Annotated in this window: 26 protein-coding genes and 2 pseudogenes; 25 read left to right on the top strand and 3 right to left on the bottom strand. The window is 30.0% G+C overall.

Annotated features, from left to right (window positions below; translation table 11 throughout):
* Positions 1-22 precede the first annotated feature (22 nt).
* From acdB to IC219_RS17845, 4 genes are all read left to right on the top strand, one after another.
* A complete protein-coding gene (gene acdB / locus IC219_RS17860) occupies positions 23-1,156 on the top strand; it encodes a putative isocaproyl-CoA dehydrogenase AcdB (RefSeq protein ID WP_227435447.1) in 1,134 nt (377 codons plus the stop codon).
* Positions 1,157-1,188: 32 nt separating this feature from the next.
* Positions 1,189-1,974 carry an electron transfer flavoprotein subunit beta gene (gene etfB / locus IC219_RS17855; RefSeq protein ID WP_227435445.1) on the top strand — a complete coding sequence of 262 codons (786 nt, stop codon included), beginning with the start codon at positions 1,189-1,191 and terminating at the stop codon, positions 1,972-1,974.
* Between the two features lie 18 nt (positions 1,975-1,992).
* Positions 1,993-3,030, top strand: coding sequence for an electron transfer flavoprotein subunit alpha/FixB family protein (locus tag IC219_RS17850; RefSeq protein WP_227435443.1), 1,038 nt, complete (start codon positions 1,993-1,995; stop codon positions 3,028-3,030).
* Positions 3,031-3,507: 477 nt separating this feature from the next.
* Positions 3,508-5,139 (top strand): sigma-54 interaction domain-containing protein, encoded by a 1,632-nt coding sequence (locus IC219_RS17845; protein ID WP_227435441.1) that lies wholly within the window; start codon positions 3,508-3,510, stop codon positions 5,137-5,139.
* Between the two features lie 147 nt (positions 5,140-5,286).
* Here the strand turns inward: IC219_RS17845 and fba are convergent, their stop codons facing one another.
* Positions 5,287-6,213, bottom strand: coding sequence for a class II fructose-1,6-bisphosphate aldolase (gene fba, locus IC219_RS17840; RefSeq protein WP_227483382.1), 927 nt, complete (start codon positions 6,211-6,213; stop codon positions 5,287-5,289).
* A gap of 203 nt (positions 6,214-6,416) precedes the next feature.
* Here fba and IC219_RS17835 point away from each other — a divergent pair, with 203 nt between their 5' ends.
* From IC219_RS17835 to rlmD, 3 genes are read left to right on the top strand one after another with little or no spacing between them, the layout of a single operon-like run.
* Positions 6,417-6,746 (top strand): DUF1904 domain-containing protein, encoded by a 330-nt coding sequence (locus IC219_RS17835; RefSeq protein WP_227435437.1) that lies wholly within the window; start codon positions 6,417-6,419, stop codon positions 6,744-6,746.
* The gene (locus tag IC219_RS17830) at positions 6,746-7,468 is read left to right on the top strand and encodes a pseudouridine synthase (protein WP_227435435.1); all 723 of its coding nucleotides are present in this window, start codon (positions 6,746-6,748) and stop codon (positions 7,466-7,468) included. Before IC219_RS17835 ends, IC219_RS17830 begins: the two co-directional genes overlap by 1 nt.
* Positions 7,469-7,500: 32 nt before the next feature.
* A complete protein-coding gene (rlmD, locus tag IC219_RS17825; protein ID WP_227483381.1) occupies positions 7,501-8,856 on the top strand; it encodes a 23S rRNA (uracil(1939)-C(5))-methyltransferase RlmD in 1,356 nt (451 codons plus the stop codon).
* 81 nt (positions 8,857-8,937) lie between these two features.
* Here the strand turns inward: rlmD and IC219_RS17820 are convergent.
* Positions 8,938-9,432 (bottom strand): annotated as a pseudogene (locus IC219_RS17820) (site-specific integrase); the annotation flags it as partial.
* Positions 9,433-9,821: 389 nt separating this feature from the next.
* Here IC219_RS17820 and IC219_RS17815 point away from each other — a divergent pair.
* The 18 genes and pseudogenes from IC219_RS17815 to IC219_RS17735 all read left to right on the top strand — a co-directional run bounded on the left by IC219_RS17815 (position 9,822) and on the right by IC219_RS17735 (position 21,678).
* Positions 9,822-9,980 (top strand): type I toxin-antitoxin system toxin, encoded by a 159-nt coding sequence (locus IC219_RS17815; RefSeq protein ID WP_021369367.1) that lies wholly within the window; start codon positions 9,822-9,824, stop codon positions 9,978-9,980.
* Positions 9,981-10,277: 297 nt separating this feature from the next.
* A complete protein-coding gene (locus tag IC219_RS17810; protein ID WP_227831687.1) occupies positions 10,278-10,949 on the top strand; it encodes a LysM peptidoglycan-binding domain-containing protein in 672 nt (223 codons plus the stop codon).
* Positions 10,946-11,350, top strand: coding sequence for a hypothetical protein (locus IC219_RS22085; RefSeq protein WP_413927530.1), 405 nt, complete (start codon positions 10,946-10,948; stop codon positions 11,348-11,350). The genes IC219_RS17810 and IC219_RS22085 overlap by 4 nt, the downstream gene beginning before the upstream one ends.
* A complete protein-coding gene (locus IC219_RS22080; RefSeq protein WP_413926959.1) occupies positions 11,283-11,906 on the top strand; it encodes a hypothetical protein in 624 nt (207 codons plus the stop codon). The genes IC219_RS22085 and IC219_RS22080 overlap by 68 nt, the downstream gene beginning before the upstream one ends.
* On the top strand, positions 11,899-12,261 hold the full coding sequence (locus IC219_RS17800) for a hypothetical protein (protein ID WP_227831686.1): 363 nt from the start codon (positions 11,899-11,901) through the stop codon (positions 12,259-12,261). The genes IC219_RS22080 and IC219_RS17800 overlap by 8 nt, the downstream gene beginning before the upstream one ends.
* A complete protein-coding gene (locus tag IC219_RS17795) occupies positions 12,239-12,700 on the top strand; it encodes a DUF2634 domain-containing protein (protein WP_227831685.1) in 462 nt (153 codons plus the stop codon). The genes IC219_RS17800 and IC219_RS17795 overlap by 23 nt, the downstream gene beginning before the upstream one ends.
* A 70-nt stretch (positions 12,701-12,770) precedes the next feature.
* Positions 12,771-13,844 (top strand): baseplate J/gp47 family protein, encoded by a 1,074-nt coding sequence (locus tag IC219_RS17790; protein ID WP_227831684.1) that lies wholly within the window; start codon positions 12,771-12,773, stop codon positions 13,842-13,844.
* Entirely contained in the window at positions 13,841-14,488 is a 648-nt protein-coding gene (locus tag IC219_RS17785; protein WP_227831683.1) for a YmfQ family protein, read from the top strand. Before IC219_RS17790 ends, IC219_RS17785 begins: the two co-directional genes overlap by 4 nt.
* Complete coding sequence (locus IC219_RS17780) at positions 14,481-15,281, top strand: phage tail protein (RefSeq protein WP_227831682.1); 801 nt, start codon at positions 14,481-14,483, stop codon at positions 15,279-15,281. Before IC219_RS17785 ends, IC219_RS17780 begins: the two co-directional genes overlap by 8 nt.
* 16 nt (positions 15,282-15,297) lie before the next feature.
* Positions 15,298-16,900 (top strand): annotated as a pseudogene (locus IC219_RS17775) (glycine-rich protein).
* 16 nt (positions 16,901-16,916) lie between these two features.
* A complete protein-coding gene (locus tag IC219_RS17770) occupies positions 16,917-17,237 on the top strand; it encodes a hypothetical protein (protein ID WP_227831681.1) in 321 nt (106 codons plus the stop codon).
* Positions 17,238-17,275: 38 nt separating this feature from the next.
* Positions 17,276-17,446: a hypothetical protein gene (locus IC219_RS17765; protein ID WP_227831680.1), complete on the top strand. Its 171-nt coding sequence runs from the start codon at positions 17,276-17,278 to the stop codon at positions 17,444-17,446.
* Between the two features lie 132 nt (positions 17,447-17,578).
* Positions 17,579-19,345 carry a glycine rich domain-containing protein gene (locus tag IC219_RS17760; protein ID WP_227831679.1) on the top strand — a complete coding sequence of 589 codons (1,767 nt, stop codon included), beginning with the start codon at positions 17,579-17,581 and terminating at the stop codon, positions 19,343-19,345.
* A gap of 142 nt (positions 19,346-19,487) precedes the next feature.
* Complete coding sequence (locus tag IC219_RS17755) at positions 19,488-19,718, top strand: hemolysin XhlA family protein (RefSeq protein ID WP_227831678.1); 231 nt, start codon at positions 19,488-19,490, stop codon at positions 19,716-19,718.
* A gap of 15 nt (positions 19,719-19,733) precedes the next feature.
* Positions 19,734-19,994 (top strand): phage holin family protein, encoded by a 261-nt coding sequence (locus IC219_RS17750; protein ID WP_227831677.1) that lies wholly within the window; start codon positions 19,734-19,736, stop codon positions 19,992-19,994.
* Positions 19,991-20,788 (top strand): N-acetylmuramoyl-L-alanine amidase, encoded by a 798-nt coding sequence (locus tag IC219_RS17745; protein ID WP_227831676.1) that lies wholly within the window; start codon positions 19,991-19,993, stop codon positions 20,786-20,788. Before IC219_RS17750 ends, IC219_RS17745 begins: the two co-directional genes overlap by 4 nt.
* Positions 20,789-20,960: 172 nt before the next feature.
* Positions 20,961-21,440: a DUF2975 domain-containing protein gene (locus IC219_RS17740; RefSeq protein WP_413926961.1), complete on the top strand. Its 480-nt coding sequence runs from the start codon at positions 20,961-20,963 to the stop codon at positions 21,438-21,440.
* Between the two features lie 10 nt (positions 21,441-21,450).
* A complete protein-coding gene (locus IC219_RS17735; protein ID WP_227831674.1) occupies positions 21,451-21,678 on the top strand; it encodes a helix-turn-helix domain-containing protein in 228 nt (75 codons plus the stop codon).
* 449 nt (positions 21,679-22,127) lie between these two features.
* On the opposite strand, the gene IC219_RS17730 is transcribed toward IC219_RS17735, so the two are convergent.
* Positions 22,128-22,328 (bottom strand): cold-shock protein, encoded by a 201-nt coding sequence (locus IC219_RS17730; protein WP_021384215.1) that lies wholly within the window; start codon positions 22,326-22,328, stop codon positions 22,128-22,130.
* Between the last annotated feature and the right edge of the window lie 348 nt (positions 22,329-22,676).

The raw sequence follows: 22,676 nt of genomic DNA, 5'->3' as shown, positions 1-22,676 counted from the left end.
AATATGAAAATTGGAGGAAGCTATGTTATATAACAAAGAGCAAGAACTTTTAAGAAAAGCAGTAAGAGATTTTGTTAGTAAAGAATTAGATACTTTACCAGCAGAAATGGATAAAACAGGTGTAATGCCTAAGGAATTAATCAAAAAATTAGCTGAAACAAAATTTATAAGCAGTAATATCCCAGAAGAATATGGTGGTGGGGGAGCAGGATATGTTTCTTACGCTATCATAATGGAAGAAATAGCTAGAAGATGTGCTTCAACAGCTACTTTCGTTACAGCTGGTTCTTCTCTTGCTACATTACCAATACTTTACAATGGTACTGAAGAGCAAAAACAAAAATACTTAAGAGGTTTAGCAACAGGTGAGTTAATAGGAGCATTTGGTTTAACTGAGCCAGGAGCTGGTTCTGATGCTGGTGGACAACAAACTACAGCAGAATTAGTAGGAGACCACTACATATTAAATGGTAGAAAAACTTTCATAACTAATGGACCATTCTGCGATATAGCTATAGTAATAGCAGTTACAGATAGATCTAAAGGTCTTAGAGGAACATCAGCATTTATAGTAGAAAGCAAATGGGATGGTTTCTCAACAGGAGCTCATGAAGATAAGATGGGTATAAGAGGAACTGAAACTTCTGACTTAATATTTGAAAATGTTAAAGTTCCAAAAGAAAACCTTATAGGAAAAGAAGGTAATGGATTTAAAATAGCAATGGGTACTTTAGAAGTAGGTAGAATAGGTGTTGCTGCCTTAGCTCTAGGAATTGCTCAAGGTGCTTTAGATGAAGCTGTTAAATATACAAAACAAAGAGTTCAATTTGGTAAGCCTATAGCTAAATTCCAAAATACTCAATTTACTATAGCTGATATGGAAACAAAAGTTTGTGCAGCTAGAGGATTAGTTTATGATGCAGCACAAAAGAGAGATGCAGGAATGAGAGTTGCTCAAGAATCTGCAATGGCTAAATACTATGCAGCAGAAGTTGCAAATGAAGTTGCTTATAAAGCATTACAACTTCACGGTGGATATGGATTCATAAAAGATTATGAAATCGAAAGAATGTACAGAGATGCTAGAATCGTATCAATATACGAAGGAACATCAGAAGTTCAAAAAATGGTAATTTCATCAAACGTATTAAAATAATAAATAATCTAATGAAATTGGAGGTATAGACTTTGAAAATATTAGTTTGCGTAAAACAAGTTCCAGATACTAACGAAGTAAGAATAAATAAAGAAACAGGTACTCTTATAAGAGATGGAGTTCCAAGTATATTAAACCCAGATGATGCAAATGCATTAGAAGAAGCATTAAAAATTAAAGATGAGCATGATGATGTAACTATAACAGTTATAACAATGGGACCTCCTCAAGCAGATTTTATGCTAAGAGAGTGTTTAGCTATGGGGGCTGATGATGCAATATTATTAAGTGATAGAGCATTTGGAGGAGCTGATACTTGGGCTACATCAAATACTATCGCAGCAGGAATATCTAAAATAGGCGACTATGATATAATATTTGCAGGAAGACAAGCAATAGATGGAGATACTGCACAAGTTGGACCACAAATTGCAGAAAAATTAAACATTCCTCAAGTTACATATGTACAAGACTTCAAAATAGAAGGAAAAGACATAATAGTTCAAAGACAATTAGAAGATGGATATGAATTAATTAAAGTAAGTACACCTGTACTTTTAACAGCAGTAAAAGAATTAAATGCACCTAGATATATGTCTGTTGATAAAATAGTTAAAGCATATAAACATGATGTAAAAGTTTGGACAATTGATGATTTAGACGTAAATAAAGAAGAAGTTGGCTTAAAAGCATCACCAACTAAAGTATTTAGATCATTTACTCCTGAGCCAAGAGGAAAAGGAGAAATCTTAGAAGGTAAAGCTGACGAAATAGCTAACAAAATAATAATAGGTCTAAAACAAAAGCACATTATATAAGTTGGAGGAGTACAAACTATGAATGATATAAAAGATTTAAGTTCTTATAAAAACGTATGGATATTTGCAGAGCAAAGAGATGGAAAAATAACTCCAGTAGTTATCGAATTATTAGGAGAAGGAAGAAAATTAGCTAAAGAAGTAGATGCAGAACTTTGTGCAGTATTATTAGGAAAAGATGTTGATGGATTAGCTAAAGAATTAATTTCTTATGGAGCTGATAAAGTTTATGTTGCAGACGATGCTCTTTTAGAAAAATATACAACTGATGCATATACAAAAGTAATAAAAGATGCAATAGATGAAATAAAACCAGAAATAATGCTTTTCGGAGCAACTCATATAGGTAGAGACTTAGCACCTAGAATAGCTTCAAGAGTAGGAACTGGATTAACAGCAGACTGTACTAAACTAGAAATAGACCCAGAAGATAAGAAAATAAAACAAACTCGTCCAGCATTTGGTGGAAACATAATGGCTACAATCATTTGTCCAAACCATAGACCTCAAATGTCTACAGTTAGACCTGGAGTTATGGATAAAGCTGAAAAAGACGAAACAAGAACTGGTGAAGTTATAGCATTAGATTACAAAATAACTCAAGATGATATAAGAACTACTGTTTTAGAAACAGTTAAGAGTAAAAAAGATTTAGTATCTCTTACAGATGCAAATGTTATAGTATCAGGTGGTCTAGGATTAGGTGGACCTGAAGGATTTGAAATGCTTAAACAATTAGCTGACAAATTAGGTGGAGTAGTTGGTTCTTCTCGTGCAGCTGTAGATGCTGGATGGATAGACCATTCTCACCAAGTAGGTCAAACAGGAACTACTGTTAAACCAAACCTATACATAGCTTGTGGTATATCAGGAGCAATACAACATTTAGCAGGTATGCAATCATCAGATTTCATAATTGCTATAAACAAAAACCCAGCAGCTCCAATATTAGAAATTGCTGATTATGGAGTAGTTGGTGACTTACATGAAATAGTTCCAATGCTTATAGATAAATTAGATAGCGTTGATGATTTATTAGAAGCTATAAAAGCTTAATAGGTAACAAGTACCTAAATATTACTGATGAAATAAGCCTTATTAGTTAGTAACATAAATATTATTACATAATATGGTTATTACTAAATTGTATTTGTCAGTTATTAAAGAGTCTGTTTGAATAAAATTTTATAATACAAGATATCTAGATAATCCTTATATGTATATTACTTACAAAATGTGAGTCATATTCTATAAGGATTATCTTTATTTTCAAAAATAAGCACTAATTTTAATTAAATTGTGTTAAACAGACAAATAATTACCGAATATGTGATAAAATACAATTAAAAGCAAAATGAAATTTTTAACAAACTATGACCATTAAAATTATCTGTAAGTTGTATTTTAATGAAGCAAGATATTAAAAAAAGACAAATAAGGAGTTGGTTGTATGTGCTAATAGTATTTATTGTAAGCAAACAATAAATTTTGTATGTAGTTCAATAAATTACTTAATGAAAGGTGCGAATATTGATGGATAATAATTTGATAGGGCTTATAGAACATGTAGAAAATCCAGTTATTTTATGCAAAGAGTCAGGCGAAATAATATACTGTAATCATCTAATAGATAATATTTTTAGCTTTCTCGATATAAAAAGACCTAAAAATATAAATGAATTAGATTCAAATTTTGACAAAAAAGATATACTGGTGAATAATAAAAAGAAAATAGCTTTTAGAGAATTAAGAATGACTGCACATATTTATAATATGAAAGATAATGATAATGAAAATAACATAGTTTATTTATTTGAGAAGTCTGTAATATCTGACAAAATAGTTGAGGATATAATAGAACATATAGATGAAGTTGTCGTTGTATTTAACAAAGATGGAGTAATTGAAAAGATGAATACTGTCAGTGATGAGATTTTACCTTTTAAAAGAACTGAAGTACTTGGTAGAAATATAACAGATCTTGTCAGACAGGGGTTAGTTGAAGAACCAATAATATTAAATATGCTTAAGGTAAAGAAAAAGATTTATAGAAATATTGTTTATCCTGATGGAAAGCTTATCGCTTATACAGCCGTTCCAATATGGGACTCAAAAGGAAAACTTACAGGAGGAGTACTTACAGGAAGAGATATATCAAGGGTTATTAAACTTGAATCTCAGATAAGATATAGTGATGTATCAGAAGATACAGAGTATATAAGCCAAAGTAAGACTATGGACAATATAAAAAAAGTTGTCAAAAGAGCTGCAGCATCAGATTCTTCTATATTTATAAATGGAGAATCAGGCGTAGGAAAAGAAATTATAGCTAGGACAATATATAAGTATAGTTCAAGAAGGGAAAAGCCTTTTATAGCTATAAACTGTGGGGCTATACCAAATGAATTATTAGAATCAGAGTTTTTTGGATATGAAGAAGGTTCTTTTACTGGAGCTAAGAAAAAGGGTAAAAAAGGACTTTTTGAAGAAGCAAATGGTGGAACTATATTCTTGGATGAAATAGGTGAATTGCCAATGCAAATGCAAAAAAAATTACTTAGAGTTATACAAGAAAACACAATTACTAGAATTGGTGGGAGTAAACCTATAAAGATAGATGTTAGATATATAAGTGCCACTAATATTTCTCATGAGGACCTTAGAAACAACCTTAAATTTAGACAAGATTTATACTATAGATTGAGTGTTATTCCAGTAAAGATACCACCACTTAGAGAGAGAAAAGAAGATATAGTTCCATTAGTGGACTACTTCCTAAAACTTTATAATGATAAGTACAATAGAGAAGTAGAAGTTTCACCTAAGGTTATTGAATTATTGGAAGAATACTCTTGGCCAGGAAATATAAGAGAGTTAAAAAATATTATTGAAAGATTTGTAGTATTATCAGCCAAAAACGTAATTGGAGAAGATGAATTTAATATGCTTATAAATCTGGATATGATTGATAACGAATCAAATGATTTATCACCAATAGTGGTAAATGGAATTATGAATCTGAATGATGCATATAAAATGGTAGACCAAATAATGATAAGTAAGGCTATAAATAAATATGGTTCAATAACAAAGGCAGCCGAAGTGATAGGCATATATCCTTCTACAATACATAGAAAGATAAAAAGCGGATATATTCGTGTTTAGTAGATAATTATATGCTATATTAATTAATTTTATAAAAAAATATATTTTTAAATACATAACCTATATACAACTTAAAAGAGATGGCTTAGAAATAAATTTAATTACTCTAAGTCATCTCTTTTCTTTTATAAATATTTAAAAGTTATATTAGTTTATAGAGTTAGCAGAACCTAAAACATCATCTATTTTACTTTCAACTACAGCTTGTATAGCATCTCTACCAGCACCAATGTATTTTCTTGGGTCAAATTCTTTTGGATTTTCAGCTAAGAATTTTCTAACAGCAGCAGTCATAGCTAGTCTTAAGTCAGTATCCATGTTTATTTTACAAACAGCCATAGAAGATGCTTTTCTTAACATGTCTACAGGTACACCTTTAGCTCCAGCTATATTTCCACCAAATTCATTACATGTAGCAACAGCGTTTTGGTCAACAGCAGATGCACCATGAAGAACTATTGGGAAACCTGGTAATTTGCTTTGGATTTCTTCTAGTATATCGAATCTTAATTTAGCTTCTCCTTTGAATTTGAAAGCACCATGAGAAGTTCCTATAGCTATTGCTAATGAATCAACTCCTGTTCTTTCAACAAATTCAACTGCTTCAGCAGGTTGAGTATATTTATGAACATCAGAAGTAACATCATCTTCTGTTCCAGCTAAAACACCAAGTTCTGCTTCAACAACAACACCTTTAGAGTGTGCATATTCAACAGCTTCTTTAGTTATTTTAACATTTTCTTCAAAGTCAAAATGAGATCCATCTATCATAACTGAAGAGAAACCAGCATCAATACAAGTTTTAATAGCATCCATATTTGGACCATGATCTAAGTGAAGAGCTACATCTACACCTATTTCATCAGAAGCAGCTTTAACCATCTCAACTAAAGTATGAGGTCCAGCATATTTAACAGCTGACATAGAAGCTTGTATCATAACATAAGAATTTTTAGCTTTAGCAGCTTTTAAAACACCTTGTAATTGTTCTAAGTCACTTATGTTAAATGCACCTATAGCAAATCCACCTTCGTAAGCTTTTTTAAACATTTCTTTTGTATTAATTAATGCCATTTTAAACTCCTCCTATTAACTTTTAAAATTTACCCATCACTTATATTATAACGTTAAATCAAAAAAAGTACATAGTAAATTGTAATAACTATAAATTACAAGTATAATGTTAAATAGAAGATAATAGGATTAGGCAGAATAATAAAGAATAGCAACAATTTAGGAAGAATTAAAATAAAGAAGGGTTAAATAAAGGAGTCAATATGCCACAGATAAAGATAAGAGGAATTCATGAAAATGATATATGTAAAATAAGTGAAAAAATGATAGATGCTTTAGTTGAAGCTGTAAAATGTCCAAGAGATTACTTTGAGATAGAATGTATAAAATCAGTTGCAATAAGAGATGGTAAAATAGCAGAAGTGTATCCTTTTGTTGAGATAGCATGGTTTGATAGAGGACAAGAAGTACAAGATACAGTAGCAAGAATAATAACTGATAGTATAAGAAATAATTTAGATGTTGAAAGTATGGATTTAGCATTTACATTATTTGAAAAAGAAAAATATTATGAGAATGGAGAACATTTTTAATGGCTAAGAAGCAACGTATAGATAAAATTCTTTCAAACTTAGGTTATGGAAGTAGAAGTGAGATAAAGAAATATTGTAAGCAAGGTTCTGTAGTAGTAAATGGAAGTGAAGTTTCAAACCCAGGGACTCAAGTGGATACTGAAAACGATGAAATATTATTCAATGGAGAAGAAGTTTTCTATAGAGAATATATATATTTAATGATGAATAAACCAGATGGATATATATCAGCAACTACAGATAAATACGACCCAACAGTTTTAGATTTGATTGATGTATCATACTTAGCATTTGAGCCATTCCCTGTTGGAAGATTAGACAAAGACACAGAGGGATTGTTAGTTCTAACTAATGATGGGAAGCTTTCTCACAGAGTTTTATCGCCTAAGAAGCATGTGCCTAAGACTTATTATGCAAAAATTGATGGGATAGTGACTGAAAAAGATGTAGAAGCTTTTGCAGAAGGAGTAGTACTTGATGATGGGTACAAAACTATGGCATCTCAGTTAAAAATATTAAAGAGTGATGAGGAATCAGAGATAGAACTTACAATACATGAAGGTAAATTTCACCAAGTTAAAAGAATGTTTGAAAGCGTAGATAAAAAAGTAGTATACTTAAAAAGATTGTCTATGGGTAATTTAAAGTTGGATGAAAGCTTAGAGTTAGGCGAATATAGAGAGTTAACAGATGAAGAAGTAAAATTGATTGAAGAAAGATAATAAAGATACTATAGTAAATTGGAGGAGAATTTGTGAAGAAAAAGGATATTATAGAATTTGAAGTAGATAAAATGGAGTTTGGAGGCACATCCTTAAGCCAAGTTGGAGATAGAGTTATCCATATGAAGGGCGGAATAAGTGGTCAAAAGGTAAAAGCTGCTGTTAAAAAAGTTAGAAGCAAAAAAGCAGAAGTTAAGATGATGGAGTTACTTGAATATTCACCTCTTGAAACCGAAACACCTTGTAAGCACTTTAGAGAATGTGGAGGATGTACATTACTATCAGTGCCATATGAAAAGCAATTAGAAATAAAAGAAAAACAAGTTATGGATTTATTTTTAAAGCAAGACTTATTTGGGTTTCAGTTTTTGGGAATAGAAGGAAGTCCTGAAAACAAGTACTATAGAAATAAAATGGAATATACTTTTGGAGATGAAGTAAAAAATGGACCTTTAACATTAGGACTTCATAAAAAAGGAAAGCATATAGATATACAAACTGTTGAAGAATGTATGTTAGTTGATGAAGACTTCTCAAAAGTATTAGTATCTAGTGTAGAATTTTTCAATGAAAAAAATCTTCCTTATTATAGAACAATGAATCACAAGGGATATTTAAGACATCTTGTAGTTAGAAAAGGGATTTATACTAATGAGATTATGGTTAATATAGTTACTTCTTCTCAGGAAGATTTTAATATGAATGAATTTAAGGACATGCTTTTAGAACTTAATTTAAAAGCTGAGTTGGTAGGTGTACTTCACACTATTAATGATGGTCTAGCAGATGCTGTTCAATGTGATGAGTTAAGAGTTTTATATGGAAGAGATTATATACAAGAGGAAATTTTAGGGCTTAAATTTAAGATTTCTCCATTTTCATTTTTCCAAACCAATACTAAAGGAGCAGAGGTTCTTTATAGTATTGCCAGAGATTTTATTGGAAATTACAATGATAAGGTTGTATTTGATTTATATAGTGGGACTGGCTCTATTGGACAGGTTATGGCTGGTGCAGCTAAGAAGGTGTATGGCATTGAAATAGTTGAGGAAGCTGTTGCTGCGGCTAATGAGAATGCCAAGTTAAATGGACTTACTAATTGTGAGTTTATTGCTGGAGATGTTGCTAAGGTTGTTAAAGATTTAAAGGATAAGCCTGATTTAATTATTGTTGACCCTCCTAGACCAGGGATTCATAAGGATGCTATTAGAGATATTTGTGGATTTGGTGCGGAGGAGATTGTTTATATTTCTTGTAATCCTAAGTCTTTGGTTGTTGATTTGGTTGATTTTAAGAGTTATGGTTATGAGATTAAATTGGTCAAGTGTATGGATATGTTCCCAAATACACCTCATTGCGAGACTGTAGTTAAACTTATTAGAGAATAACAGGGTTCTAGCTGTTTATATGATGTTATAAAGGTGGATTTGCCACCGATTTGCCACCGTAATTATTTTTCGGTGGCAAATTTACTCTACAATGCTTTCAAAAATATTTACTGTTTGGTTTCTCATGTTGTTAGTTACATGTGAATATGTGTCCATAGTTGTTGATATTTTAGCATGTCCTAATCTATGTTGTATATCTTTTATATTAGCACCATTTTCTAATAACATAGTAGCATGTGTATGTCTTAAACTATGAAAATTAAAATCTATACCAAGCTCATAATTAACAATTCTACTTAAATATTTTAAACTATTCGTTGTTACATGTTCACCCATTTCTTTTGTACATACAAAGTTAGAGTTTATATACCATTCACCAAATTTTAATTTCATTTCTTTTTGTAACTTCTTATGTTCCCTCAAAACTTTTGTTAATGTATCACCGATATTTATTTTTCTGTAAGAGCTTTCTGTCTTAGGTGTACCTAATTCAAAACCTTCTTTTCCTTTACTTATCAAAGTATGTCTAACATGTATAATTTTGTTTTCTAAGTCTATATCATCCCATTGTAAAGCAGTTACTTCACCGCTCTGTAATACTAGACTAGATTTTTATGATTATTTTGTTAAACAATAACATGAGATGTATTTAAATGAAGGATTTATTACTAAATGTTTGCCTCAATTGGAAGTTAAACAATAACATGAGATGTATTTATATTTAATAAGTATACTATTATTAAATCCTTCAGTTTAAACTATGAATATTTATACAAAAACACTTGCTTATGGTAGGTGTTTTTTATTGAAAGGATGTAATTATAATGTAAAAAGTAATATATAGGTAAAATATGTAAGAATTATATGATATAATAATTGTAGCAAGAAGATGCAATCTACAATTTATAGAGTGGAGTTCATACAAAAGATTATCCTCCCAACGTATAGAAGGGAGGTGTGTATGTATGGATAATTTTTTACAAGGGGTACTAGCAAGTTTAGTTGCCAGTTTAATAGTTTACTTAACTAGTAAGTTATTTAAAAAAGTAAAAAGCCACTCAAACACGACTAAGAGTGACTTTGACTTTAAACTTACAATCAAGTTTAAAAGAAATAAACATTAATTTTTAGAACTTCACTCTAGTTTCAAATAGATTGTAGTTCTTCTTGCTTTTATTATACCACAAATTAGCAAAAATATTGCCTATAATATTTTTTATAGTCAATAAAAAGATGAAATTTTTTATACACAATGATGATAAATCTAACTGGATGAATAAATTTAATTATAAAAAGGTGAATATAGTAAGCACTTACTCAAAAGGTAGGTGTTTTTTTATACAAAAAATCAAAGGAAGTGAGTTTATGGTAAGAAAACTGCGGTGTAGTATTTAAAAATACTTTAGAAAGGAAGTGATAGCTTGGTAATAGACATATACCTAAAAAATGAAAAAGAAAAAATAGATTTCCATTTTCCAGTAAACCCACAAGATTCTTTATCTATAAAAAAAGAAAAAAGATTTGAAACTGTTGATATAGTAAATCTAGGTGAATTTGACATTAAAAAAGAAGGGGAGAAGATAAGAGAAATATCATTCAAGACATTCTTACCCAATTTATATGATGCTTCTTATTGCAGATACAGCGAGTTAAAAAATCCAATTGAAATAGTTGCAATGCTTGAAAAATGGGTAGACCAAGCCGAACCTCTAAGACTTATTATAACTGGTTTTGGCTACAATGGATTAGTTACAATATCTAGTTTTAGCAATACTCAAACAGCAGGAAGAGAAGAAGATAGAGACATTGAGATAACATTTAGAACTTACAGAGAACTGAAGATAGAGACATTAAAAAAAGAGGCTAAGAGCAATACTAAAACAGATTTAAAAGATAATAGACCTAATACTCAAACTAAATCTAAAATATATACTGTTAAAGCAAGTGATACATTATATAAGATAGCTAAAAATCTTTTAGGTAAGGGTTCAAGGTGGAAAGAGATTTATAATATACCCGAAAATAAAAAAGTTATTGGTAAAAATCCAAATATTATTAAAAAAGGACAAAAGTTGGTGATACCTAGCAAATGAAAATAATATTAAATGGAAAATATGATATTGCAAATTTTAATGAAGGAATAACATTAAGTGAAGCTATAGACGGAGTTGCATATAAAATGGATGTATCATTAGTAGAACCTAAGCAACTTCAAGATATAGGAATTAAAAAAGGTGATAAAATAGTTCTAATTGACATTGCATATGAGAGTAAAAAAGAAGAAACAATCTTTGATGGAGTCATATGGGAAACTAGAAGAAGTGAAAAGAGTAAGAAACTAACATTGTCTTGCAGAGAAAGAACAGTCTATATGGAAGAATCAGAAGAACAATATAGTTTTAAAGAAAATACAGCAACACAGAGAATTGAATATTACTGTAAGCAGGAATATACCTTACTACAATCTAGCCAACACAGAGAAGAAGCTTGCTAAAGTAATACATAAGACAAATATACTAGATATGATAAAAAAAGACTTAAAAGAAACAGCTAGTAAGGGTGGAGATTTATTTAGAGTAAGAATGGATAATAAATTGAAATTATTTAAGCTTGGAACTAATGCAAATGTATATAAATTAGATAGTATATTAGAAGATGCAAACTTTACAAGTAGTTTTAATGATGTAGTAACAAGTGTAAAAGTGTTAGGTAAGAGTAAAGATGAAAATACAAAAGCACCTATCATTGGCACATATAAGAAAGACTCAGATAAGTATGGAACACTACAAAAGATTAAACAAGATGAAAAGATAACTAATGCAAAAGAAGCTAAGAAAGCAGCAGAAGCAATGTTTAATAGTGGAGAAGAAACAATAAGTGTTGATTGCGTAGTAGATATAAATAGAATAAGAGCAGGTGACAAGGTATCTCTAAAAGGAAGAGAATACTATGTTATAGATGTTACTCATACACTAGATTCTATACCGAAAATGAAGCTGAATATAGGGACTTTAGAATATATAAGGAGGAAGTTTTATACAAATGACTGATGCTAGATTTAATGGGGTTGCTAGAATATTAAAAGAAAAAATGAATAAGAGTGTTAATGATGGAGTCTTTGGAATGGGTTGTGAACTTGCAGAAATAACAACAAATGGTCTTAAAGTAAATGGTTATAAAGATGAAATACAGGACTATTTAGTGCTAGAGACTTTAACCTTGAAAGAGGATTATTTTACTCTTTCAGATGAAATGTTAGGTGCAGAATATAGACATAAACATAAAATAGAAACTCCAAAAGAATTAAAACCCTTGGCTATAGGAGATAATGTTTTAGTAGCTATTATGGGAGCTGAATTTGTAGTAATTGGGAGGGTTGTAAATGCCAAACCTATTTCCAGTTAATGAAAATTTTGAAACTATAGAATTAAAAAATAATAATGAAAATGAACTGGACCTAAAAGGTTCTTTTTTATTTGATTTTATAAAAGGTGAATTTGTCAAAAATGCAGATGGAACATTAAAAAAATGTGATAAAGTTCAAGCATATAAACAATGGTGTCAAAAGGCTATATTAACACCTAGATACAAAAAAGCAGCTTATACAAACGTTTATGGAAGTGAAATAAAAGACTTAATTGCTAGTAACTTATCTCAAAATGCAAAAGAGCTTGAAATAACTAGATTAATAAAAGAAACTATTTTAGTTCATCCATATACAAAAGAAGTTAGTAATTTTATATTTGTTTGGCTTGAAAATAGTAGACTTGTTAATTATGAATTTGATGTGTTAACAAGAGATGATGAAAATATAACCATAGATGGGAACATAAAAGGTAGGTGATTATTACATGGAAAGAGAACTACCTATACCATTATTTTTAACAGAAGATTAAGAAACTGTTCATCAAAGGATGTTAAGTAACTTTCAAGATGTTTCTACATTAGAAGGTGACTTCGTCTATGATACAACAAGACCTACAGCGGAGCAGATAGCTGAATTAAAACAGTTAGGATTACAAAATAATTTAAAGATAGCATTCCCTCAAACCAGTTATGGAACCTATTTAGAGTGGTTGGGAGAATGTAAAGGAGTATTTAAAAATCAACCAACTAAATCGGTTGGTATGATTACATTTACAGGTGTGCAAGGAACTATCATTACAAAAGGAACTATTGTTGCAACTATAGCTACAGATGAAAAACAGAGCATAGAATTTGAGCTTCTTGAAACTAAAACTATAGGAGAAAATGAAACAGTAGATATTAAAGCAGAATGTAGGATTGTAGGAACTATAGGGAATGTATCTCAAAATACTGTAACTGTTTTATTAGGTTCTATTAGTGGTGTTAAATCAGTTACTAATAAAGAAGATTTCAAAGGCGGAACAGATATTGAAGATGAAGAACATTTTAGAGAAAGAGTTCTTGTAGCAGAACAAGAAGACAAACTTAGTGGAGCTAGTTCAGATTATATAAGATGGGCTAAAGAAGTAGATGGAGTTGGATATGCTTATGTAGTTCCCGAATGGAATGGAGAGGGGACAGTAAAAGTATTAATACTAGACAAAAATAGAAAAGCAGCAACACAAGAGTTGATAAATAAAGTTCAAGATTATATATATCCATTAAATATATCAGAAGGAGAAAATAGGGATGGGAAAGCTCCTATCGGGGCTTTAGTAACAGTTGTAACACCCGAAACATTACTTATTAATGTAAAAGCTAGTTTTATATTTAGTAACAGTTTTAGTGAAGAAACAGTATTAAACAATCTAAAAACTAAGATAGACAAATATTTAGATAAGATTGATTTAGGTGGAACAGTCTCATACAATGCGATACAAGCAATAGTAGGTTCTATGATGTTGACAGACGAAGGTATACAGGACTTTTCTAATCTTACTATAAATGATGTAAAAGAAAATATAAAATTGCAGGACCAAGTTGTCGGAGTAGGGGAAATAGTTAACGAGGTGGTTGGATGATAGCTTCTAAAAAAGGTAGAGAAATGCTTCTTACATTGTCACCAATATATGAACAATCTATCATAATGCAAAGCTTATATGAAGCTATAGGAAGCGAATTTGATAATTTAGAGTTATTAAATAAAGAAATAGAATTACAATTATTTCCTCAAATTGCAACATGGGGTTTAAGTTTTTGGGAAAATAGAGTAGGTTTAGCTACTAATCTAGATGAAGCCATAGAAACTAGAAGAAGAAAAGTCATTGCTAAGCTCCAAAGCAAATATATTATGACACCTAAAAGAATGTCTATGATACTTCAATCTTATACAGGTGCAAATATAAAAATAAATGAAAACATATCTCCATATACTTTTGGTGTTGAATTAACCAGTACTCAAGGTTTTCCTAGAGATTTAGAAGATTTATATAAGAGAGTAAATGTTATAAAACCTTCTCATTTATCTGTAAGTTATAAGTTAGTATCTTTATTAAAAAGTAAAACTTATTTTGCACAAACAACAATTATGAGTGAAGAAATAACAGTATATCCTTATTCAAGTAAAGAAGTAAAAGCTAATGTCAAAGCTAAGTTTGCATTAGCCCATAACATGAGTTCAGAAATATTAACAGTATATCCAAAAGGAGGTGGTATAAATGGCTGATGAACAATTTTACACTATACTTACAAATATAGGTAAGGCTAAGATTGCTAACGCAGGAATGCTAGGTAAATCAGTAGTACTAGAGAAGATTCAAGCAGGTGATGGAGGAGGAAGCTATTACAATCCAACAGAAGACCAAACAGCATTAAAAAATAAAGTTTGGGAAGGTAATATAAATGCTTTTGACAAGGATGAAAATAATCCTAATTGGATTATTGCAACAGCATGTGTACCTGGTTCAATAGGTGGATTTACAGTTAGAGAAATGGCTCTCATAGATAATGAAGGAGATATGATTGCAGTTTGTAAAAGCCCCGAAACGTATAAACCAAAGGTTGGTAATGGAGCTATGAAAGATTTGTATTTAAAATTTATCATAGAGGTATCTAATGTAGAGAAAGTGACCTTAGTTGTTGACCCAACTGCGATATTTTTAACTAAAAAAGATGAAGAAAAAATAAAAACAAGTATAACTAATTTAGATAAAAAGATAACTGAAAATAATACAACAACAAATAAGAAAATAGATGATGCTAAAAAGGATTTAGGGGATAAAATAGGAGATACAACACTACTTAAAACAACAGACAAAACAAATATAGTTAGTGCATTAAATGAGGTAAAAACTAGTGTAGATAGTATAGAAACAACAGCAGAGAAAACAAGTTATAACAATGCAACAAGCAATCTTAATGCTACGAATGTGCAAGGGGCAATAGATGAAGTGGTTGCAAAGATAGAGACTTTTAATGAAATCAATATAAATACAATAAATAATATATTACCTATATAGAAAGGAGAGTGTTAAAATGGATAAAGTTTATGAATTTGAGCGTGCATATAGTGAGCAAACTGTTACTTTACCACGTGGTAAGTATTTGCTCGAATGCTGGGGAGCTGCAGGTGGAGGAGGTTGTTCTATAGCTGACCCTAATTTGCGTTCCAAGGGAGGATATTCAAAAGGGGAATTAATGTTAAAAAAAGAAACTACTTTACATGTATATGTTGGTTGTAGTGGTAGAGATAGCTGGGGACCTCCTCCATTTAATGGTGGCGGGAAAGCACTAATACATGAAAGTGATGCCAATAAAGACCTTGTTTATTGCAATGGTGGAAGTGCTGTTGATATAAGACTCATTGGAGGTTATTGGGATGATGAGCAAGGGCTATTATCACGCATAATTGTTGCTGGTGGAGGTGGTAGAAATAGCTTTGGAAATAAAGGTGGAGATGGAGGAGGTGCTATTGGTGGTGATGCTCTTGGTAAGGGAGCAACGGAAATTAAAGGAGGAAAAGGGACGAGCGGGACTGATGGTTTTTTTGGAAAAGGTGGTAGTGGAATCAAAGATAGTAAATATGAAGATAATGGAGGTGGAGGCGGAGGTTGGTATGGAGGAGGAAGTGGCTATGTTTTAACAGAAAATAGTTATAAACCAGCTGGATATATACCAACTAAAGATTATTGGCTAGAAAATGCTGTTACAACAACAGGTGATGGCATTGCAGGAGGGCATGGAAAAGCTAAAATAACGCCAATTCAAGGATTACCTTTTCTGGTTATTAATTCTTATACATCGCAACAAGCTATTTTTACAGCAGAACATACAGAAGAAAATAAACTATCTAAGATAGAATGGTTTATAGATGATGTGTTAAAAGAAACTTTTACTACAGATTTATACTTAGAAAAAACCATTAACTACACACTTGAGTATAATGCACTTCATATGCTTAAAATAATTGTATAATATGACTTGCGAGCAAGTTGTTACTATAAGTAAGAGTATAATGCCACTTCCGGCAGATGCTAATTTACAAGATATATCTTCTAAGTTAGTAGAGATTGGAGAAGGATTTAGAAACGGAAAAACAAGTATTATAAATACTTTAGCATTAAAGAATATAGAAGCAAGTTTAAATAATACACTTATGGAATTGTCAGAGAAAATTAAAACGAGTTTTGATAGTTCAGATGCTAGTGTGCAGGAGTTGCAAAATCAAATAACACAAAAAAACAATACTATAACTCAATTAAATACACAATTGGGACAAAGGAAAAGATGGGCAAAAGGAACATTCGACCAAACTAAAATTACAAACGGGAGTACAACTATTCCAATGAATTTATTTTTTACTCCAACAATAATTTTTGTTACTTGTGGAATTGAATTTAATTTTGCTTATGCTTCAGCTTTGAGATGTAGTCTAAAATTTTTTACAAATCTTGTTAACACAAATCCTACTATATTAAAAGGCAATAACGAAAATTTTAGTGGTGTTGTTCTTGCGAGCGTTGAAGGGATTAGTAGAAGTAGTTTTGTTTTGTCTCTTAAAAATCTTTCAGGAAATGGTTCAACTGCAGAAATAAATGCTATTTCTGGAACAACATTTAATTGGACAGCTATAGAATAAAAAAAGGAGAATTGATATGAATAGAGGAAATAGAATAATTTATAATCAAGATGGAAAAATAATATTTCAAACAGGAGAAGCAACAGGAGATATATTAGAACATGATACAATAACAGAATTACATTTCTTAGATGTCGAACACGGAAGTATAGACTATAGTAAACAATATATAGAGTATATAAATCCAATCACAAAAGAACCTGTTTTAAAAGATATAGAGATAGTCTTGACTGATGAACAAAAGAGATTACAAGCATTAGAAAAAGAATTAAGTATATTAAAAAAAGAAAATAAGAATAGAGATAGTGAGATAGTAAACACAGCCTTTGAAGTATAAAATATAAAATTAAATAACAATTTATAGGAAGAATTAATATGTACAATTTATTAAAATTAATGATAAAACAAAAGAACTATATTACTAAAGAGGATTTACAACATAAGATGGATGTATTTTATGCAGTAAACAGGATTACAGAGGAACAATATTTAGAGTTAACAGGTTTATTAAATAAAGAAGAAACACCAGTAGAACCAACAGTATAGAAGGTTCTTTTTTATTTCTAAAAATATATAAATTCATTTACATTTTGCCTACACTTCATCTACACTTTGCAGACGTTTATGGTTTTAAAATTAGGTACAATAAAATCATAAATTAAGAAAGAGGTGGATTAAATGGCAACAGTTTATGAATTTAATTATACAGGAAGTGAACAAAGTGTAACATTAAAACCAGGAAAGTATCAGATTGAATGTTGGGGTGCTAATGGTGGCTCTAATGCTAATTTGTCACCTGAAAAATATAAAAATGCTTGTGGGGGCTATACTACTGGCATTTTTGCATTTAACGAAAATAAAAATGTTTATATTTATGTTGGTAAAGATGGAACTACTGTTTATGATGATATAGCTGATCCAAGCCGTAGAGGTTTTAATGGTGCTGGATTAACATATGAATATGTATTGAGTTCTAGTAACCTCGCTTTTGATGGTGGGGGTGCTACAGATGTTAGAACTATTGGTGGAGCTTGGGATAACCCACAAGGTTTACTATCAAGGTTTATAGTTGCTGGTGGCGGTGGTGGTTGGACTAATGATAAATATACTGGCGGTACTGGTAAAGGTGGTGGATTTACTTCTAATGATTTAGAGTTTTGTATTGGTGCTTCACAAACTGCTGGTGGCATTGTTAATGATAAAACTTTTCCTACATTTATGAATGGCAGTTTTGGCAAAGGTGGAGGAAAGACAGGCTATGCAGTTAATAGTAATCGTGTCAAATACGGTGGTGGTGGCGGTTGGTTTGGTGGTGCATGTGGTATTACTACATCGGGCTCGGGTGGTTCGGGTTATTTACTTAGTGTAAATTCTTATAAACCTAGTGGCTATTTAGTTGATTCTAGTTTTTATGCTTTAGATGGTAGTACAAATAGTTTGACACCAGAAACTTATAACAGTCCTATTTTTCCATCATGTCATGGTTTTTGCAGAATAACATTACTACAAGGGTTTATGTCTGTTAATGTAAATTCATATACATCTACACAAGCAAAATTTACAGTATCTCATACAGAAGAAGGAGCACTGAAAAAAATTGACTGGTATTTAGATGGAGTATTAAAAGAAACTTTTATGACAGATTTATATACAGAGAAAATAATTAATTATGAACTTATAGACAATGCAATACACACTTTAAAAATAATTGCTACAGATAATACTGTTACATCAGAAAAAGTATTAAGTATAAGCAAAAGTATAATGCCATTAGAGGATGACGCAAGTCTACAAGATATAGCAAGTAAAGTTAGTGAAATAAAAGAAGGATTAATAAATGGTAAAACTTCTATTATAAATGTATTAGCACTAAAGAATATTGAATCAAGTTTAAATAATACATTAGTTGAGTTATCAGATAAGGTTAAAACGTCTTTTGATAGTACAGATGCTAGTGTACAAGAGTTACAAAATCAATTAACTGAAAAAAATAATAACATAACACAATTAAATAGGACTATAAGTAGTTTGCAGCAAGAAATTAATAGTCGTGTACAATTTTATAAAAAAACTTATCTTATTAATACATTTGGTACTGGAATTGAAGAAGGGGGGTATAAATCAAGTAGGTATGGTGACAATTACTTCTTACTTCCATTTAAACCACGTTATATAGCTATTACTTCAACTGCTCCTAGTGATGTATACCCAGATAAAACTTTTTTAGTTCATTATATCTATAGTTTTGATGTTGATGGTTCTTTTAGTCCGACTAACTCAGAAATTGGCTTTCTTAATGTAACTAATTCTAAGGTTATTGATGAGTGTTGTTATCCTTTTATTAGTAATAATCCTGAAAGTTTAGGCAAAACCATGATTAGACTTAATTGTTATGGATCAGGAAATGGTTATGTTAGTAATATTACTATTTATGCTTTCAGTTAAATTTATGAAATATAACAAATTTATACAACAATAAATAAAAAAGTAAGAGTAATATTATAACTACTAAAGTTAATACTATAAAATTTTTTATAAGACTTAGATAACCTCTAAGTCTTATTTTAATACAAATAAGGAGGTTTTCATGAAGGAAGAACTTTTCAAAGATAATTTGAAACGACATGAAGTAACAATAAATAAACATAATGATGAAATAGATGAATTAAAAGTAGCAAATATAGAATCTAAAGCAGAATTAAAAGCACTATGTGAGAATTTAAACTCACTTACAAGCATGTTAAAGTGGTTGATTGGAACAATGATTACAACACTTGTAGGGTTCTTTATATTTGCAATACAGAGAGGAATATTTTAATTAGGAGGAAAATAAATGGATAATTTAATAAGTTTCATACCAAAGCAGTTGCTAATTTTAGTTGCTGCTCTTTATGTTATAGGAGCAGGTTGTAAGAAGTATAAACAGTTAGATAATAAGTATATTCCAGTAGTGTTATTGATACTTGGGATAGGTTTCTCAGTATGGATGTTAGGATTAAATGCTGATGCAGTCTTACAAGGCGTGATTTGTTGGGGTATATCAATAGGTATAAATCAAACTTACAAACAACTAAAGGATGGTGATAAACAATGAAAATAGCAATAATACCAGGGCATACGCTAACAGGTAAAGGAACAGGAGCAGTTGGCTATATAGATGAAGGAAAAGAAAATAGAATATTAACTGATTTAATCGTTAAATGGTTGAAACAAGGTGGAGCAACTGTATATACTGGTAAGATAGATAAATCGAATAATTATCTATCTGAACAATGTCAAATAGCAAATAAACAGGACATAGACTTGGCAGTACAAATCCATTTCAACGCAAATAATACAACCTTAAACCCTATGGGAACAGAGACATTATATAAAACAAATAATGGGAAAATATATGCTGAAAGAGTCAATTCAAAGTTATCAACTATATTTAAAAATAGAGGAGCTAAAATAGATGTAAGGGATCTTTATTGGCTTAAACATACCAAGACACCAGCAATATTAATTGAAGTATGTTTTGTAGACAGTAAAGCAGATACAGATTACTATATTAAAAATAAAAATACAGTTGCAAAGTTAATAGCTGAGGGTATATTAAATAAGAAAATAGATAATATTGAGGTGAAACAAATGTATAAGCATACAGTAGTTTTCGAGGGAGAAGTTGACAAGGTATTAGCACAAATAATTAGCTGGAACTACAAAGAAAATGAATGTAGAGTCTGTGATATAAAAGACTATACGCCAGGTCAAACGGAGAATTTATATGTTGTAGGTGGAGGAGCATGTAATAAGAGAGATTCTATAACCAAAGAAAAGTATACTGCAATAAAAGGCAATGATAGATTTGATACACTTTACAAAGCGTTAGATTTTATTAATAGATAGATTGAAAGGTAGCAACTAGGGTTAGTTGTTACCTTCTTTTTTATATTTTTTGGCACAGTATCTTTTATATATAATAAATATTTATTATATATAACTACTGAAAATTTTTAACCTTCAACAATAAATAAATATTGTTTATTATAAAAAAAATATTGAAAAACAATATTATATGATGTCTGATAAATTTATAAAAAGTCTATTGAGTGGTATATTACAAATTTTATTTTTTCTTTTAGGATTAACTCTCGCAGTGGGAGGAGTTAGAGGTTTTACTTATATTTGTTTTAGTGGTGAAGCGACTCTGCAAGGTTCTATATTCGGTATATTAATATTTACTTTAGGCATATCCTATTTTATTATTATAAAGTCATTAATAGAAGTGTTAAGTAGTACTGAATATAGCTTATTTGTAAATGAAAATGTAAAAAGATTTAGAGTTATTGGTTACTTTTTACTTTTAAATTCTATCATTGAATTTATTTCAACATTTGGTACTACTGGAGAGGGTATAAGATTCTTAGATTTAGGATTCGGATTTTACTTTACAGTGCCAACCTTTGTATATTTTGTAGCTGCTCTCTTGAGTTTTGTAATTGCAGATGTATTTATAAAAGCAATAAAAATAAAAGAAGATAATGATTTAACTATTTAGGAGGTATACTATGTCAATTATAGTTAATTTAGACGTAATGATGGCTAAAAGAAAAATATCTCTTAAAGATTTAGCGGAAAAAATAGACATTACAAATGCTAATTTATCAATTTTAAAAACTGGTAAAGCAAAAGCTATTAGATTCACCACTCTAAATGAAATTTGTAAAGCTTTAGACTGCCAACCAGGAGATATACTTGAATATGTAGAAGATGAAGAAATTAAAAAAGGTGACTAACTAGTAATCTTAATTAGTTTTATTTAGTTGATGGTTAAAGTATGAAAACTATAGTAGAAGTTGTAACAATAAAACGAACGAAAATTATCATACTAAAACATAAGACATGTTATGATTGTATTAGATATATACATTAACATACACCAAAGCACTCTTTTTATAGGAGTGCTTATTTTTTTTGAAATATATTAATAAAAACTATCAAGAACATTACTCAACACACCTTAAAATTGATTTAAATAGCTCTTTTTCATACACAAAATTATATGATATAATAAAAAAATAGAAGTGTACTACCAATACACTTCTATATCTGTAACTAAGCATTCTCTTGAGGGGGAGTGCTTTTTTCATTTCTCCAAACAATCTTGTTTCTTTCATCAATAATTATCTTATATACTAGCAATAAAAAAAGACCCTAAAAGAGTCTTTCCCGAAAAATCTATATATTATAATATAGTTATATTTTCTGCTTGAGGACCTCTAGCACCTTTAACTATATCAAAGCTTACTTGTTGACCTTCTTCTAATGATTTAAATCCTGAAGTTTGTATAGCTGAGAAATGAGCAAATACATCATCTCCACCTTCTATTGATATAAAACCAAATCCTTTTTCATTATTAAACCATTTCACTATTCCATTATTCATTAAAAATACTCCTATTAACCTATATCAAGATATACTTGATTTAATTGTGTATTAACACAAATACTATTGTATCATAGATTAATAGAAATGTCTACTTAATTATATTTTTTAGTTAACATTTTTGGTTATTCTTAATATTAAAAATATATTTGAGCGTTTTATATTGGTATATATTAATAGAAATGTAGATAAAACTAAAAAGGGTTCTCTAGAAAACAAAATCTATCTAATTATACTTACTTACCAATACCATTACTTGATGCAAACAAGATTCTACTACATTTTCTCCGTACTCTAGTATAAAATCATCTAACTGTGTATCTATAAAATCACAATAATCATATGAAC

The sequence above is a fragment of the Clostridioides sp. ES-W-0018-02 genome, assembly GCF_020658175.1.
Lineage (GTDB): Bacteria > Bacillota > Clostridia > Peptostreptococcales > Peptostreptococcaceae > Clostridioides.
This window is presented reverse-complemented; position numbering and strand designations above follow the sequence as displayed.

Bases quoted from the DNA above. Each gene is read 5' to 3' on its own strand.
- acdB (WP_227435447.1), top strand. From the start codon at position 23: ATGTTATATAACAAAGAGCAAGAACTTTTAAGAAAAGCAGTAAGAGAT.
- IC219_RS17850 (WP_227435443.1), top strand. From the start codon at position 1,993: ATGAATGATATAAAAGATTTAAGTTCTTATAAAAACGTATGGATATTT.
- IC219_RS17845 (WP_227435441.1), top strand. From the start codon at position 3,508: ATGGATAATAATTTGATAGGGCTTATAGAACATGTAGAAAATCCAGTT.
- fba (WP_227483382.1), bottom strand. From the start codon at position 6,213: ATGGCATTAATTAATACAAAAGAAATGTTTAAAAAAGCTTACGAAGGT.
- IC219_RS17835 (WP_227435437.1), top strand. From the start codon at position 6,417: ATGCCACAGATAAAGATAAGAGGAATTCATGAAAATGATATATGTAAA.
- IC219_RS17830 (WP_227435435.1), top strand. From the start codon at position 6,746: ATGGCTAAGAAGCAACGTATAGATAAAATTCTTTCAAACTTAGGTTAT.
- IC219_RS17815 (WP_021369367.1), top strand. From the start codon at position 9,822: ATGGATAATTTTTTACAAGGGGTACTAGCAAGTTTAGTTGCCAGTTTA.
- IC219_RS22085 (WP_413927530.1), top strand. From the start codon at position 10,946: ATGAAAATAATATTAAATGGAAAATATGATATTGCAAATTTTAATGAA.
- IC219_RS17800 (WP_227831686.1), top strand. From the start codon at position 11,899: ATGACTGATGCTAGATTTAATGGGGTTGCTAGAATATTAAAAGAAAAA.
- IC219_RS17795 (WP_227831685.1), top strand. From the start codon at position 12,239: ATGCCAAACCTATTTCCAGTTAATGAAAATTTTGAAACTATAGAATTA.
- IC219_RS17790 (WP_227831684.1), top strand. From the start codon at position 12,771: ATGTTAAGTAACTTTCAAGATGTTTCTACATTAGAAGGTGACTTCGTC.
- IC219_RS17785 (WP_227831683.1), top strand. From the start codon at position 13,841: ATGATAGCTTCTAAAAAAGGTAGAGAAATGCTTCTTACATTGTCACCA.
- IC219_RS17780 (WP_227831682.1), top strand. From the start codon at position 14,481: ATGGCTGATGAACAATTTTACACTATACTTACAAATATAGGTAAGGCT.
- IC219_RS17770 (WP_227831681.1), top strand. From the start codon at position 16,917: ATGAATAGAGGAAATAGAATAATTTATAATCAAGATGGAAAAATAATA.
- IC219_RS17765 (WP_227831680.1), top strand. From the start codon at position 17,276: ATGTACAATTTATTAAAATTAATGATAAAACAAAAGAACTATATTACT.
- IC219_RS17760 (WP_227831679.1), top strand. From the start codon at position 17,579: ATGGCAACAGTTTATGAATTTAATTATACAGGAAGTGAACAAAGTGTA.
- IC219_RS17755 (WP_227831678.1), top strand. From the start codon at position 19,488: ATGAAGGAAGAACTTTTCAAAGATAATTTGAAACGACATGAAGTAACA.
- IC219_RS17750 (WP_227831677.1), top strand. From the start codon at position 19,734: ATGGATAATTTAATAAGTTTCATACCAAAGCAGTTGCTAATTTTAGTT.
- IC219_RS17745 (WP_227831676.1), top strand. From the start codon at position 19,991: ATGAAAATAGCAATAATACCAGGGCATACGCTAACAGGTAAAGGAACA.
- IC219_RS17740 (WP_413926961.1), top strand. From the start codon at position 20,961: ATGTCTGATAAATTTATAAAAAGTCTATTGAGTGGTATATTACAAATT.
- IC219_RS17735 (WP_227831674.1), top strand. From the start codon at position 21,451: ATGTCAATTATAGTTAATTTAGACGTAATGATGGCTAAAAGAAAAATA.
- IC219_RS17730 (WP_021384215.1), bottom strand. From the start codon at position 22,328: ATGAATAATGGAATAGTGAAATGGTTTAATAATGAAAAAGGATTTGGT.